The following is a 14,080-nucleotide window of genomic DNA, read 5'->3' as shown; positions in this document are numbered from 1 at the left end:
AACTTTATTGGGGTCGTATTCTTCCATGATCAAATCCTCATGGAAATATGATTAATCATAATAAATATACTAATCGGTTGAATAAATATATCCTGAATCCAATAAAATCATTTTTCCTAAACTATCCAACACCAGATATCCGGCAGGCATATATGCAAAGGAAATAACTTTTTTAGAGATAAAAAATGACCAGCATCGGAGTAATCACCAGAGGCAAATACGGAAACAGGTTAATTGAAACAATCCTCACAAAAACAGACCTTGAAGTATTTCAAACAGCAGTTCCGGAACTATTGCCTGATTTCATAGACGAGCCCGAGGAATTCCTTGAAGGACTCAACATAGATACTTCCGTATTTGACTCAAACATCGTGATAACTTACTCCCTTCACCCCGACCTCACCGTTGCAATCGCACACATGGCAGGAAAAGCAGGTGTTAAAGCACTGATAATTCCAGGTGGAGCTTCAAAAGCACCAGTTGTGGAACTTGAGGAAATAGCAAAAAAATACGAAATGCTCATAGAAGTGGAAGACATTTGCTGCACCCTTGAGGCAGAACCTGAAACAGAAGAACTCTGCAAATACCTGTCAATACCCGAACTTGAAGTTGACATCGATAAAGGTATAATCAGTTCGGTCAAAGTCTTATGCGGGGCACCCTGTGGAAGCACATGGCACATGGCAAAAGATCTTGTGGGAACAAAAGTGGAAGATGCACCTGCAAAAGCCGGGCTCCTGATACAGCAATACCCATGCAGAGCCGTCAGGGGCGGAATGGGTGGTATCCACGAATCTGGCGATATTCACAAAAAAGCCGTGGAAGATGCCATCAAAAGAAAGAGAGAAAAATAATCCAACGGGATAACATGGACAACATCCGGATAGCTGAGAAGTTCAACCACATGGCAAAAATACTTGAATTCAAAGGCGAAAGCCAGTTCAAGACACGAGCCTACACAAATGCAGCACGCACGATCAAAGGACTTGACGAGGAACTTCTGGTACTTCACAAAGAAGGAACTATAGAAAATATCCCCGGCATTGGCAAGATACTCAGTAGCAAAATAGTGGAAATGCTTGAAACCGGAACTTTTGAAGCCTATGAGAGAACAAAGGATGAGATTCCTGCAGGAATAATCGAAATAATGAACATCCCCGGAATAGGTCCTAAAACTGCAAGGCTATTCTATAAAAAACTCGGCGTGCAGACCCTTGATGAACTAAGCAGGGCTGCCAGGGAACACAGAATCAGAAGACTTCCGCGTATGGGAGAAAAGCAGGAAGAGAAAATACTGCGATCCATTGTAAGACAAAAAAAAGACAAAGACCATGGAAGACATCCTTTCGTACTTGCAAAAGATATAGCCGCAGAAATCAGGGATTTTCTGGACTTAAGCCCTGATATTGAGAAAGTAGCAATTGCCGGAAGTCTGAGAAGAAAGCAGGACACTATTGGTGACATTGACATCATAGCAATCTCTGAAGAACCGAAGAAAGCTATCAGCTATTTTACCGGAATGGAGAAAGTGGAAGAAGTGCTTGAATCTGGAACAACCAAAGCATCCATTATTTATCCCGGAAATTATCACGTTGACCTTAGAGTTGTAAACAGGGATTCCTACGGTTCCATGTTACAGTATTTCACAGGTTCAAAAGAACACAACATCCACCTTAGAAAGCTTGCACTCTCAAAAGGATACAGCCTGAACGAATATGGACTGACTGATGAGAAAACAGGCGAACTCACAAAATTCAGCAGTGAAGAGAACCTGTACAATGAACTGGGACTTGGGTACCTTCCACCTGAACTCCGGGAGGACAGAGGAGAAGTTGAAACCAGCCTCAGGGGTAAACTTCCCAGACTTATCGAAAGAAAAGATATCAAAGGTGACTTCCACGTACACTCAAACTGGAGTGACGGTGCCAACACCATGGAAGAACTTGCAGAGGCTGCCATCCAGAAAGGATATGAGTATATTGCTATCACCGATCATTCATATTCAACAGGTGTGGCAAACGGCCTGTCTGATAAGAGATTGCTCGAACATATAGATGCTATTGATAAGCTCAATGAGAAATACAATGATATCAGAATACTTTCGGGAACAGAATGCGATATTAAGGCAAACGGCAAGCTGGATTATAGTAACGACCTGCTGGAACAACTTGATATTGTGATTGTTGCGGTCCATGCAGGACTTGACCAGGACAGGAAGAAGATTACTAAAAGAATCGTTTCTGCCCTGGAGAACGAGCATGTGGATATAATGGCACATCCCACCGGGAGAAAGTTCGGAAAGCGTCCTCCTTATGATATGGATATGGAAACTATCATTCAGGCTGCAAAGGACAACGAAAAAGTGCTTGAAATAAATTCATCACCATGGAGACTTGACCTGAACGATGTTAATGCGAAAAAGGCAAAAGAACATGGTGTGATGCTTGCAATCAACACGGATACACACATAATTGACCATATGGATAACATCGCTTACGGAATTAATATTGCAAGGAGAGCATGGATTGAGTCTGATGATGTGCTCAATACAATGAAACTGAAAAAAATTTGTTCCAGACTCGGTATTTCAAAAGAATAATATTATAAGCAGGATACGATAAATCACATTCCCATCCATTAGTAAATACATAATTAATGTCGAACTTGTTTTCCTGTCAGAAGAAAACAAAAGATATAAATTCCTGTTGTACAAATTTGTTTGTGATAAACACTTAAAAGAGGTAGAATTGCAGAAAGCCAGGGATTACAGGCTATATTCAGTTTTTTGGGCTTTATGCTTAGCCGGTAGCTAGACGCATCATTCATCAATCTATGAGGTGCAATTTTGAAAGGTACAAAACCCAACAGGCACGAAAGATCTATGAAAAAACATGAGATCGAGTATAAGAAAGAGATGAAAAGGAATCAAAAAAGAAGAGCTCAATAAGATTGATTTTTTCTATTATTTGAAAGTCCATTATCAAAATATTAAAAGTGGCAGGAAAACCTGCCAGTTCTTGTTCTATTGTTATTTATTCTGTAACTTAATACGCTGTGCAAGAATACATTTTCCACCTCTGTGACCACCCAGCGGGTTGAAAGTTGTACCAAGAGAATTCATGCATCTTGCCATTACAGCGGCACCACGTGCAAGACCATCATCAACAAAGACCACGTGCTCTTCTATCTTATTGTTGATACCAAGCTCATGCAGATACTTGAGGACCAGCTTTGGCTTGTTTCCTGTAATACCAGCTCTTCCAGTGATACCTATTGCACTATCCTCAAAGACCAGACCTTCATCCTGTGCAACTTTTATAAGACGCTGAACAACGCGCGCCATGACCTCATCAATAACTGCAAACAGAACCTTTACATTGTGCTTCTCATAGATCTCAGCACCAAGTTCTGCAAGTTTATCCATGTCTGAACCGTTGTTACCAATATCGCAACCTATAAGAACAACATTTATTTCATCTGCTGCTTCTGAATTTACAGGAACACTACCATATCTGGTACGTCCTTTCGGGACCTTTTCAATTATAATGTAATTAAGTATTTTCTCAGCATATTCCTTTATGGTCTTACTTTTAAGCCTCAGTGCAATGCCGTCAAGGGATTTACCATCGAAAATATCAAGTGCTGTACCCTTTTTAGAATCCACCATACCTGTACCCTTGATGATTGAATCAGGAATGGCACCTGCGTATCCACAGAAGTTGCCTATTGTCTTTGCATAAGGAAGATCAGGGCTGATAATCCTGCCATCAAGGGTTGTACCGAAGTCCATGGAAATACATGGATTGCGGAAATCAACATCCACCCATTTGGCACCCTCCTTGATTCCGGCTGTTGCAAGTTCACCTTCCATCTCATTGGCAACAATTTCCACACCTGTTGCACCAACCGGAGGAGTTACACTTGCCACTGCACCGTCAAAAATCACCTTTTCAAGCTTGGAATATTTCTGGAACCTGTCAGGGATATTGGAAAGTGACATTGGGGGTGTCATTCTGTTTGGTGGTACACCTGCCAAAAGACACCCGTCTGCCAATGCTTTGATGAATTCTCCAACCTCATCAGGCGAATCAAAACCCGCTACAACACCAGTTGAACGTACTACAAAATGAACGTCGGTCTTAATATCAAGATTTGCTTCTTTCACCGCACCCAGAAGAGTGTCACGCACAAGTTCGCCAACAGATTCTCTTGTCAGCTCTACACCGTTAAGTGTTCTTCCAAAAACCTCTTCACCGGGTTTCGGAGGACGGACATCCCTTGTCATGCTCACTGTTTTCTTGACAAGCCGGGTCTTACCGTCTTCCAGATTGGTTGCAGTAAGGATACATTTGGTAGTAGTGTTACCCACTTCCACCGACGCTACAATAAAATATGATTTAGATTTGTCCTTTAAGTCAAGTAAACGGACCGAAGGGCTTTCTGCAATTCTTGGTTTATGTGACATTTCTATCCCTCAGATATGGGGCTGAAGTTTCTGGATGATATTCTGCTTGGGAACAGCACCTATAACTTTATCGACAAAATCTCCATTTTTGAAGATCAACATTGCAGGAATACTTGTTATCCCAAACTTTATGGCCGTCATTTTTTCGTCATCAACGTTCAGTTTACCAAATACGACCTTTCCCTGCATTTCCACAGCCAGTTCATCGAGAACAGGAGAAAGCATGCGACATGGACCACACCAGGGTGCCCAGCAGTCCACAAGAACAAGAGGATATTTTGATACGAACTCATTGAAGGAAGCATCATTTATGCTCACAGGATTTGAGGGATACTCCTTCTTCTCCAGAGACTCTTGCAATTGCTGCATTCTTTTCTGCCTGATAGATTCTAGGTCATCCATTGAATTCACCCTTTTGAATAGTATAATTTACAGATATTTAACTGTAAACATGATTTAATATAGATGTGTTAATTCTTCCTATTATCTATCTTTAATGCATTTAAGTTTTTGTATGGTTGTGCTATAACTCAGCAATACCATATTGAACAGGAGAAAGCAAATAAACATTAAAAAGATAAATAGTCAAGGCCGATAATAATATCAGGCAAAATAAAGGATAGTCAAGGAAAAAAAGATGGCAAAATGGACCGTTGAATCACTGCTTGAAACTGACCCACAGGACTTTGAGGTTCTTCTCTCCCGACTTTTTTCAAAAATGGGATATCATACTGAACTTACCCAATACTCCAGGGACAAAGGAGTCGACCTTGTTATCAGGATAGAGAATTTCGGATTGGTCCACACATGGAACGTCCAGGCAAAGAGATACTCAGACCCGGTAGGTGTAAAAGACATCAGGGAATATAGCAGCATCAGATATCGTGACCATGTGGATGGGGTCATAATAGTGGCAAGTTCATCCTTTACAAAAGAAGCCATGGAAGAAGCAGCACAGCACAACCTCAAACTAATTGACGGCTATCTGCTCTCGGAGATGCTGAACCATTATCTGCCAGATGAATGCGCAAGTACCAGGTTAGAACATGCTAATAGTTCATCATCAAAGCAGGAAGAAAATAAAGGTGGAGCAATTCTTAAGAGAGGAGAACAGGTCCTTGCAAATGAAACTGTAATACTGGGTAAGGAGAAAATCCTCATTACTATCACAAACAGGAACATATTTTTGAAAAAGGAAAGTTCCGGTCTGTTCTCTAAGCGTTCTGATATTGAGGAGCGAATAGAATTAAAAGAGCTTTTGGGCATGCATTGTGAACACGGAAGGATGATTCTTGTAACTGGAAACAAGAAGCTCAAATTATATCCCCTTAGTTCCAGAAAACTTCAGGCTATTGAAAAAATAATGGAAAGCATACGCCCGGAATATGTAAGAGGAGAACACCTGATCCTTTCATCCAGAAACGGAACAGAGCTTACTTTACTCACAAATAAACGGCTCGTAGTACTGGATATTTCAGGGAATTCAGAGCTTGACATACCGAACAAAAAGATAGTTGGTGTTGAAATAAAAAGAGGATTCCTGAAAAAAGAACAACTTATTGTTTCTGAAGATTCCGATAATATGAAGAAGCATCCTTTGATTGTGGAAAATCCTGCAAGATGGAAAGAATTCATCGAGCAATGTGTAAGAACTGTATGAATTAAAGTAGAGACTTCACAAGCGTGAAACCTATATAATTAGCAGCCCTTATAAAATATAGGAGACTCAAAAACTATGACAACAGAAGTTATCAAAATCGAAGGTATGATGTGCGGACACTGCCAGGCAAATGTGGAAAAAACCATAGTAGCCATAGAAGGTGTCAGCGAAGTGAAAGTTGACCTCGAAGCAAAGCAGGCTACAGTAACTTTTGACCCTGATACTGCAAGTCTTGATGCTATCAAGGCAGCAGTTACAGATGTCGGCTATACTGTTGTAGCTTGAGATTAGAAAATTCTTATAACAATTCTTTTTCTTTTCAACAATGAAAGCTATTATCAAAGTCTATGGCATGATGTGCATGCATTGTCATAAGCGCGTTACTGATTCAATATCGGCTCTTGGAGGGGTGAACTCTGCTGAAGTCAGCCTGGAGGAGGAAAATGCATCTGTTGATTTTAATCCGGACACAGTAGCTCTTGATGAAATCAAACAGGCAATTATAGATGCAGGATATGAAGTTGGAGAAGATACATGTACAGTTCCTGATGAAAATGAGGAAGCTGCATGTCCGATCATAATAGAAGATGAGGAAGCGGAAGGAAATAAAACCCAATCCGGCTCTGTCAAAGAAGTCGCCTTCAAGGTTTCTGGAATGCAATGCTCTGCATGTTCACAGAATGTAGAAAGAGCACTGAAGAAACTGGATGGTGTGACATCGGCCTCAGTAAACCTGCCAATGGAGAGAGCATCAGTCAATTATGATCCTGCACTTGTCAGTCTTGAAGATATGGAAAAGGCCATTGAAGGAATTGGCTACCATGTAGTGAGGGACAGGGCCGTGCTTGAGGTCGGAGGAATGAAGTGTGCCTCATGTTCACAGAATGTAGAAAAAGTACTTAAACGACTCAAAGGCGTAAGTTCCGCAAATGTGAATATCACAACCGGAAGAGCACAGGTAGAGTACAACTCATCACTTATCTCTGTTGATGAGATGAGAAATGCCATTGAAGTCATAGGATATTCAGCATCCCTGCCGGCTGACAGACATGAAGCTGAGGACAGGGAACGAAAAGAAAGAGAAAAAGAGATACGTGACCAGAAGAACAACCTGCTGATATCTATTGTAATTCTTATCCCCATTATGCTTGGAAACATGAGCAATATGTTCCCGGCATACTTTGGTTTTGTACCTGGTTTCTTTTCAGACAAGAACCTGCTGTTCCTGCTGGCAACTATTGTGATGGTATTCCCGGGAAGACAGTTCTTTGTTGGTACTTACAAAGGCCTGAAACACGGCGTTACCGACATGAACCTGCTCATTGCAACCGGAACTGGCGCAGCTTATGTAATCAGTATTGCAGCCACCTACCTTAATCTTGGTCCAGGATATGAGCATGTATACTACGACACCGCTGTGATGCTTATCACTTTCATAACACTTGGAAGATACCTTGAAGCAAGGGCAAAGGGGAGGACATCAGAGTCCATAAAGAAACTTATTGGACTTCAGGCAAAGACCGCACGTATCATCATTGCAGGTGAGGAAAAGGAAATTCCTGTTGAGGATGTACAGGTTGATGACATCGTTTTTGTCAGACCTGGTGAGAAGGTCCCGGTTGATGGCATTGTTATTGAAGGCTCTTCTGCAATTGATGAATCCATGATAACAGGCGAGAGCATACCTGTTGAAAAAAGTGTAAAGGATATGGTTATCGGTTCTACTATTAATAAGTCAGGAGCACTGAAATTCAGGGCAACAAATGTTGGTGCTGACACAACCCTTGCCAGAATAATCGAGCTTGTGGAAAATGCCCAGAACTCAAAGGCACCAATACAGCGTATTGCCGATGTTGTTGCAGGTCACTTTATTCTTGTAGTTCATGTGATCGCACTTGCAGCATTTTTCTTCTGGTATTTTGTAGGATATGAACAATTCAGTGTTGCGATCAACTCAGGAATAGCCAGCCCATTCCTGTTCTCACTGCTCATCTCGATCACAGTCCTTGTAATTTCATGCCCATGTGCTGTTGGACTTGCAACACCTGCCGCTATCATGGTTGGTACTGGCAAAGGAGCAGAGAATGGAATTCTTATCAAAGGCGGGGAAGCCCTGGAAACAACACTGAAAATAGACACAATTGTGTTTGATAAAACCGGCACACTCACTAAAGGCAAACCGGAACTTACAGATGTTGTACTGACTGCCGGACACAATGAGAATGAAGTGTTATCTATCGCAGCAAGTGCCGAAAAAGGCTCTGAACATCCCCTTGGAGAAGCAATTGTTAAAGCTGCCGAAGATCAGCAACTTACCTTAAAGAACGTTGAGCATTTCAATTCAATTGCAGGACACGGGGTTGAAGCTACAATTGATGACAGCATGTTATTACTTGGAACCCGCAAACTAATGGAAGACAACGGAATTGACAGCTCATCACTGAACTCTGATATGGAAAAACTCGAATCAGAAGGCAAGACTGCCATGATTGTTTCAAAGGACGGGCAGGCAATCGGACTTGTTGCCGTTGCAGATACACTCAAAGAGAACTCAAAGGAAGCCGTTGAGAAACTTCAAAAAATGGATATTGAAGTTGTAATGATAACCGGTGACAACAGGAGAACTGCAGATGCCATTGCAAAACAGCTTGGAATTAAGAGAGTGTTGTCTGAGGTTCTTCCAGGAGACAAGGCTTCAGAAATTAAAAAGCTTCAGGATGAAGGAAGGATTGTTGCAATGGTTGGTGACGGTATCAATGATGCACCTGCACTGACACAATCCGACATTGGAATTGCCATGGGAGCGGGAACCGATATCGCAATGGAATCCGCAAAAATAATTCTGATAAAGAACGATCTCAGGGATGTGCTGGCATCTATCCGACTTAGCCGTCTGACAATGAACAAGATCAAACAGAACCTGTTCTGGGCATTTGGTTACAACAGTATTGGAATTCCACTCGCAGCGGGATTACTTTATCCTTTCATCACAAAGATCATTATCACTCCCGAACTTGCAGCGGCATTCATGGCTATGAGTTCTGTATCGGTTACGACCAATTCACTGCTCATGAAGAGAAGCAGGATAAAATAAAGGAGGAGACGATTGCATGGATTATCTATCGGAAAATAAAGGAAAGTATGCTTTCGTTGCCAGTGTTGTCTCTTCACTTGTACTTGTGGTTATTTTTGCAGTGCTTTCATTTACAGTGAATGGTTCAAGAGATATTCCGCTGTACAGTCAGGTAGACATTATTGCAGGTATGATCTTTGTTTTTATTCTCAGTATGATAGTGGCGGCTTCGATTTGGCCGGGTATTATTGAGAAAAGAATAAAAAATAACTAAAGCAGAATCTATAAAAAAATAGATCAATCCTCAAAATCAATATGAGGATTAATATCACATCCCGTGCACGGCAGACACATGGTCTTAAAAGTGTCTGCACGCAAACCGTGTTCATCCAGTTTCTCTTCGAGGAAACGGTTGAGATGAAGTAATCTTTCTGCAGATGGTCTTTCCACTGTTACCTCGCCCTCACGCAGAGGATGTTTTGCAGCAGCTCTGAGGATTGGGACAACACCGATAGAAACGAGTTCTTCAATACCTTTTTCGGCAGATTCATCGGTTTCTCCAAGACCGATTATGACATTTGAACATACCTTATTCTTTCCAAATACCTTCACCCCTTCCCTGAGGGCATCAAGCAGGTATTCAAGATCCTGATCAGGACATAATTCTTCGTGGATTTTGCGATCCATTGTCTCAACGTTGTATTTGAGTTCATCTGCACCTGCAAATTTTAGTCTGCTGGTTGAATCTTCGGTTGGATAGACTGAAACTCCAATCGGAACTTTGTATTTTACCCTGAGCCTGCGAATGAGTTTTTCAGCTCGTTCTACCTCATGTTCCGCTGATATCTCAACACCGGAGGTAATTGAAATAGCTTTCATCCTGCCGGTTTCGTTGGCTTCTGCTATCATCCCAAGCATCTGATCCATGCTCTTAACCTTTCCACCAAGTTTTGGAACCGGACAGAACTTACAGTCAAAGACACATTGCTCGCACATTGTTATGAAAGCCTGGTCAGGACAGTGAATGAGTTCTTCTTCGATACTGCCCCGTGCAATTTCAACACCATCCTTTCTAATCACAAGTTCTCCATCTTCCATTTTAGCTTCAAGAGGAGAGTTCTCTTTTACAGCGAGACGGACACGGTGTCCTTCTGAGTTAAAAAAGAAAGCAATATTTCCGGCTCCTGGGCCGGCTGTGGGTATGGTTAACCAGTGGATAAGTGAGGGGTCCATATTAACAGAACCCACTGAGATCAGTTGAGCTTTGGTTTCTGCGTTCATGAGTGCTCCGATACCAGAATAATGGTCGTTTTTTCTGCCGGAACTTTATAGAATTCCGGCATGTATTTAGTATGATATATGAAAGATACTAATCAGGGATACTTTATTGTTTCCCTGAATTCATCAAGGCCTACACGGTCGATCACATCACCGAGTCTTTCCCCTTCCAGAGCGGTTTCACGATAGTAATTCACGGATTTTTCGAGCACATCGAAAATCACAGACCTGTCCGTGGTTCTGAGCAGCATATCACCCATGCGTGGCTTTTTACCTACTTTCCCACCGACAAATATAGTGAATCCCTGCTCCTGATTCTGCATAGCATCCTTACGGCATGCTCTGATGCATGACCCACAGGACACGCATTTGTGCATATCCAGATAGAGACTACCGTTTTCTATTGTGATGGCAGATGAGCCGCATGCTTTCTCACACGCTCTGCACATTATACAATTCTCTTCCACAAAGACCGGTTCACAGAATCCCATGATACCGAAGTCGTTCTCCTGGACCTTGAGACATGACGCAGGACATCCTGTTACTGCTATCTTGAATTTGTATGGTACAGGTTCTGCAAAATAGAGGTCATCTATTTCTTCACATATTCCCTGGCAGTCGATGAGTCCGCGTTTGCATACCCTGTCTCCCTGACAGGCAACTACGGCACGTATTTTCTTTCCTGAAGCTCCGGGACCGATGTCATTAGAATCCATATCATTTCTGGCAGCTTCGGTATTGTCCAGATGGACGAACGGTATTTCAATACCCTGACGCGAGGTTATGTGAACATAACCTTTGCCATAATGGTCTGCTGCATCTGCAACTGCCCGGAGGTAGTCGGATGTCACGTTTCCACCTGCTGCATGCAGGCGCATTGAAAAGAAATCTTCCTGCCTCTGGGAAAGAAAACCTTTCTCCTTAAGCAGGTCTTTGTTTGCATTTGTTTTTACCATTTGGGTCACTTCTGTTCCAGTTGGTAGTTTTACTGAATAATGCTATGAAATATATCCAGTTCTCTGAAAACAAGTTTACTTGATATATTGTATTGTGTAAAAACATTGTGCCCCGAATTTCCTCATAAATAATAATTATAACTAATAATCATTATGCAGCGAACCATCACGATTATTAAATTCAAATTTAGTTTTATACAATAAGAACAATATGCGAATTATACTAAGGACATCCGCGATCCTGGGAGATTAAGATGCCTATCGATCCTATCTGTAAAACTAAAGTGCAGGAAGACACCTCATATTCTATGGATTATGCAGGGAAAAAATATCGTTTCTGCTCGTCTGAATGTAAAGACAAATTTGGTATTGTTGAAAAAAGAGTTGTACGCCTGAAGAGATCCATTGCTGAAAAAGAAAAAATTTCTTTTGGAAAACTCAGGAAAGAGATCATCAAACCTGGAATCTGTACTCTTTGTGGGGCTTGCACTGCTTCCTGTGATTCCATTGTTATCAAGAATGAACAGCCCAAACTTGTAGACAAATGTACTGCATGTGGCCTTTGTTACAATCAATGTCCAAGGACAATCACAACTGAGACCGGACTTGTTGGTAAGCTGCGTAATGCTTACTGTGCGAAGTCTGCTCTTTCCGGAATGAAAGGACAGGACGGAGGAGTTGTGACCGCCATGCTCGGATATGCATTGGATGCAGGACTTATCGACTGTGCCATAGTAACAACAAAGTCTGAGGAAGAACCATGGAAACCTGTTCCTATTGTTGCAAAGACCTATGAGGACATCCTTGAAGGTTCAGGCAGCATTTACAGTCACAGCATGACGCTTAAACCTTTGATGGATGCCGTAAAAGAAGGCATGAGAAGTATCGCCTTTGTAGGTCCGAGCTGTAATATCGATGCGGTTACGAAGATGCAGAAAAGTCCGCAGGGTTTCCTGCACCATTTCATGAGAGCTAATATCCTTAAAATGGGTCTGTTCTGCATGGATACTTTCTATTACGAAGGCATCAGGGAGTTCATAGAGAGCAGGAATATGAATCTTGCTGATATTGAATCTATGAAGATCCGCAAGGGTAAGTTCGAATTCCAGACACCTGAGGAACTCAGGGTGTTCCCACTTGAGGAGTTTGACCAGTACAGGAGCAGTTCATGCAAATACTGTACGGATATGGCTGCTGAGAATGCTGACATTTCATTCGGTGGTGTAGGTACAGCTCAGGGATGGACCACTGTGCTTGCACGTTCCGGCATTGGCTATGAGATCTTCAACGAGGCAGTGGACAATGGTTACATTGATGCCCGTCTGCTTGAGGAAAAGGAAATGAAGAACGCCCTTAACCTTGCAAAGATGAAGAAGATCCAGATGTATTCCATCCACCGCAGAGAGAATAAATAAGATTGGAACAAACATTTCCAATCTTGCCATTATTTTTTTCCATATTTACGAGTAAAAAACTGGAAACTTATTGTACCTGAGGACTTTTACAAACTATTTTCAATCCTCTATATTCAACAACTCTTTCGTCAGCTCATAACTGTGTTCTGTGCATACAGGAGTGGACTCGTCCGCACATTCCTTATATGCAAATCCTGATAGCTCATAAAGCACTTTGTTCAGGTTCCTGCCTTTACTGGTCAGGTGATATTCTATGGTTACCGGTGTCTTGGACACAATGATCTTTTCAATTAACCCGTCCTGCTCCAGCTGACGCAATTTAGTAGACAGTACCTTACTGCTAAGCTTTGGATTGCTTTTTAAGAATTCATTGAATTGCTTTTTCCCACAGAACATATCCCTGATGATGTTGAGCGTCCATTTCTTGCTTATTAGTCTTATTGCTATGTCTATAGGACTGCGTTCCAGGTTTCCCATAATTTCTCACCAGGTTACCAAATGGTTAGATTAAGTATTTATATGTTCTCATGATATGTGGTGATGTGAAAATAAGGAACGGTAGAAATGTACCATGTATAAAATATCATACAACGCATTTCTGCGAAGTTCTGATTGAGGAGATAATATGACAAAGATAGTAAATAGTCTTGTAGGCGAAGCATTAGTTGGTGAAGGACCGGAAGTTGCACATATAGACCTTGTGATAGGAAGAAAAGGAAGTGCTGTTGAGAATGCATTTATGAATTCACTTGCAATGCCAAGACAAGGACACTCTCCTTTACTCGCTGTACTTGAACCAAACGTGACACCAAAACCTGCAACACTCCTTGTAAACAAGGTGACAATGAAAAATGTAGGCCAGGCAGCCCTGATGTTCGGACCTGCTCAGGCATCCATTGCAAAAGCTGTGATGGACAGTGTCGATGAAGGAGTAATTCCAAAGGAAGAAGCTGAAGACCTGCTTATCATTGTTTCAGTATTCATCCAGTGGGATGCACAGGACAAGGATAAGATCTACGAGTTCAACTACGAAGCTACAAAGCTTGCGATCAAGCGTGCAGTTGATGGCACTCCTACCGTTGACGAAGCACTTGCTAAAAAGGACAGTGCAGAACACCCATTTGCATAAATAAGATATTCCTGTAAGATCATTGCAGGACTAACTTACTTTTTAGACCGGGATGTTGTATTAATTTTTAACTAAAGTTCTTTTTAAAGGCATTCGGGTAAATC

General features: G+C 41.8%; 13 protein-coding genes. 8 read left to right on the top strand and 5 right to left on the bottom strand.

All coding sequences use genetic code 11. The features are described from left to right. The first annotated feature begins 185 nt into the window (after positions 1 to 185). Positions 186 to 854 carry a DUF166 domain-containing protein gene (locus J2746_RS09840; protein ID WP_209619957.1) on the top strand — a complete coding sequence of 223 codons (669 nt, stop codon included), beginning with the start codon at positions 186 to 188 and terminating at the stop codon, positions 852 to 854. Between the two features lie 14 nt (positions 855 to 868). Next, the gene (gene polX, locus J2746_RS09835; RefSeq protein WP_209619955.1) at positions 869 to 2,599 is read left to right on the top strand and encodes a DNA polymerase/3'-5' exonuclease PolX; all 1,731 of its coding nucleotides are present in this window, start codon (positions 869 to 871) and stop codon (positions 2,597 to 2,599) included. 429 nt (positions 2,600 to 3,028) lie between these two features. On the opposite strand, the gene J2746_RS09830 is transcribed toward polX, so the two are convergent. After that, positions 3,029 to 4,465 carry a methanogenesis marker 14 protein gene (locus tag J2746_RS09830; protein ID WP_209619952.1) on the bottom strand — a complete coding sequence of 479 codons (1,437 nt, stop codon included), beginning with the start codon at positions 4,463 to 4,465 and terminating at the stop codon, positions 3,029 to 3,031. Positions 4,466 to 4,474: 9 nt separating this feature from the next. After that, on the bottom strand, positions 4,475 to 4,867 hold the full coding sequence (trxA, locus tag J2746_RS09825; RefSeq protein ID WP_209619949.1) for a thioredoxin: 393 nt from the start codon (positions 4,865 to 4,867) through the stop codon (positions 4,475 to 4,477). Positions 4,868 to 5,102: 235 nt separating this feature from the next. Here trxA and J2746_RS09820 point away from each other — a divergent pair, with 235 nt between their 5' ends. From J2746_RS09820 to J2746_RS09805, 4 genes are all read left to right on the top strand, one after another. Further along, complete coding sequence (locus tag J2746_RS09820) at positions 5,103 to 6,125, top strand: restriction endonuclease (RefSeq protein WP_209619946.1); 1,023 nt, start codon at positions 5,103 to 5,105, stop codon at positions 6,123 to 6,125. Positions 6,126 to 6,200: 75 nt separating this feature from the next. After that, positions 6,201 to 6,410, top strand: coding sequence for a heavy-metal-associated domain-containing protein (locus J2746_RS09815; protein ID WP_209619943.1), 210 nt, complete (start codon positions 6,201 to 6,203; stop codon positions 6,408 to 6,410). Between the two features lie 40 nt (positions 6,411 to 6,450). Beyond that, on the top strand, positions 6,451 to 9,219 hold the full coding sequence (locus J2746_RS09810; protein WP_209619940.1) for a heavy metal translocating P-type ATPase: 2,769 nt from the start codon (positions 6,451 to 6,453) through the stop codon (positions 9,217 to 9,219). 16 nt (positions 9,220 to 9,235) lie between these two features. Beyond that, on the top strand, positions 9,236 to 9,472 hold the full coding sequence (locus J2746_RS09805; protein WP_209619937.1) for a hypothetical protein: 237 nt from the start codon (positions 9,236 to 9,238) through the stop codon (positions 9,470 to 9,472). Positions 9,473 to 9,495: 23 nt separating this feature from the next. Here the strand turns inward: J2746_RS09805 and J2746_RS09800 are convergent, their stop codons facing one another. Both J2746_RS09800 and J2746_RS09795 read right to left on the bottom strand, forming a co-directional pair. After that, positions 9,496 to 10,479 (bottom strand): radical SAM protein, encoded by a 984-nt coding sequence (locus J2746_RS09800; RefSeq protein ID WP_209619933.1) that lies wholly within the window; start codon positions 10,477 to 10,479, stop codon positions 9,496 to 9,498. Positions 10,480 to 10,571: 92 nt separating this feature from the next. Continuing rightward, positions 10,572 to 11,432, bottom strand: a complete 861-nt coding sequence (locus tag J2746_RS09795; protein ID WP_209619930.1) for a 4Fe-4S binding protein — start codon at positions 11,430 to 11,432, stop codon at positions 10,572 to 10,574. Positions 11,433 to 11,686: 254 nt separating this feature from the next. Between J2746_RS09795 and J2746_RS09790 the strand changes: the two genes are divergently transcribed. Beyond that, entirely contained in the window at positions 11,687 to 12,847 is a 1,161-nt protein-coding gene (locus J2746_RS09790) for a Coenzyme F420 hydrogenase/dehydrogenase, beta subunit C-terminal domain (protein WP_209619927.1), read from the top strand. A 99-nt stretch (positions 12,848 to 12,946) separates the two neighbouring features. Here J2746_RS09790 and J2746_RS09785 read toward each other — a convergent pair whose 3' ends face one another. Beyond that, the gene (locus J2746_RS09785; RefSeq protein WP_209619924.1) at positions 12,947 to 13,324 is read right to left on the bottom strand and encodes a winged helix-turn-helix transcriptional regulator; all 378 of its coding nucleotides are present in this window, start codon (positions 13,322 to 13,324) and stop codon (positions 12,947 to 12,949) included. 148 nt (positions 13,325 to 13,472) lie between these two features. Here J2746_RS09785 and fae point away from each other — a divergent pair, with 148 nt between their 5' ends. After that, the gene (fae, locus tag J2746_RS09780) at positions 13,473 to 13,976 is read left to right on the top strand and encodes a formaldehyde-activating enzyme (protein WP_209619921.1); all 504 of its coding nucleotides are present in this window, start codon (positions 13,473 to 13,475) and stop codon (positions 13,974 to 13,976) included. Positions 13,977 to 14,080: the final 104 nt, after the last annotated feature.

The sequence above is a fragment of the Methanolobus bombayensis genome (assembly GCF_017873415.1).
Taxonomy (GTDB): domain Archaea; phylum Halobacteriota; class Methanosarcinia; order Methanosarcinales; family Methanosarcinaceae; genus Methanolobus; species Methanolobus bombayensis.
Note: the sequence above shows the minus strand (reverse complement) of the source record. Positions and strands in the feature narration are given on the sequence as shown.

Bases quoted from the DNA above. Each gene is read 5' to 3' on its own strand.
- J2746_RS09840 (WP_209619957.1), top strand. From the start codon at position 186: ATGACCAGCATCGGAGTAATCACCAGAGGCAAATACGGAAACAGGTTA.
- polX (WP_209619955.1), top strand. From the start codon at position 869: ATGGACAACATCCGGATAGCTGAGAAGTTCAACCACATGGCAAAAATA.
- J2746_RS09830 (WP_209619952.1), bottom strand. From the start codon at position 4,465: ATGTCACATAAACCAAGAATTGCAGAAAGCCCTTCGGTCCGTTTACTT.
- trxA (WP_209619949.1), bottom strand. From the start codon at position 4,867: ATGGATGACCTAGAATCTATCAGGCAGAAAAGAATGCAGCAATTGCAA.
- J2746_RS09820 (WP_209619946.1), top strand. From the start codon at position 5,103: ATGGCAAAATGGACCGTTGAATCACTGCTTGAAACTGACCCACAGGAC.
- J2746_RS09815 (WP_209619943.1), top strand. From the start codon at position 6,201: ATGACAACAGAAGTTATCAAAATCGAAGGTATGATGTGCGGACACTGC.
- J2746_RS09810 (WP_209619940.1), top strand. From the start codon at position 6,451: ATGAAAGCTATTATCAAAGTCTATGGCATGATGTGCATGCATTGTCAT.
- J2746_RS09805 (WP_209619937.1), top strand. From the start codon at position 9,236: ATGGATTATCTATCGGAAAATAAAGGAAAGTATGCTTTCGTTGCCAGT.
- J2746_RS09800 (WP_209619933.1), bottom strand. From the start codon at position 10,479: ATGAACGCAGAAACCAAAGCTCAACTGATCTCAGTGGGTTCTGTTAAT.
- J2746_RS09795 (WP_209619930.1), bottom strand. From the start codon at position 11,432: ATGGTAAAAACAAATGCAAACAAAGACCTGCTTAAGGAGAAAGGTTTT.
- J2746_RS09790 (WP_209619927.1), top strand. From the start codon at position 11,687: ATGCCTATCGATCCTATCTGTAAAACTAAAGTGCAGGAAGACACCTCA.
- J2746_RS09785 (WP_209619924.1), bottom strand. From the start codon at position 13,324: ATGGGAAACCTGGAACGCAGTCCTATAGACATAGCAATAAGACTAATA.
- fae (WP_209619921.1), top strand. From the start codon at position 13,473: ATGACAAAGATAGTAAATAGTCTTGTAGGCGAAGCATTAGTTGGTGAA.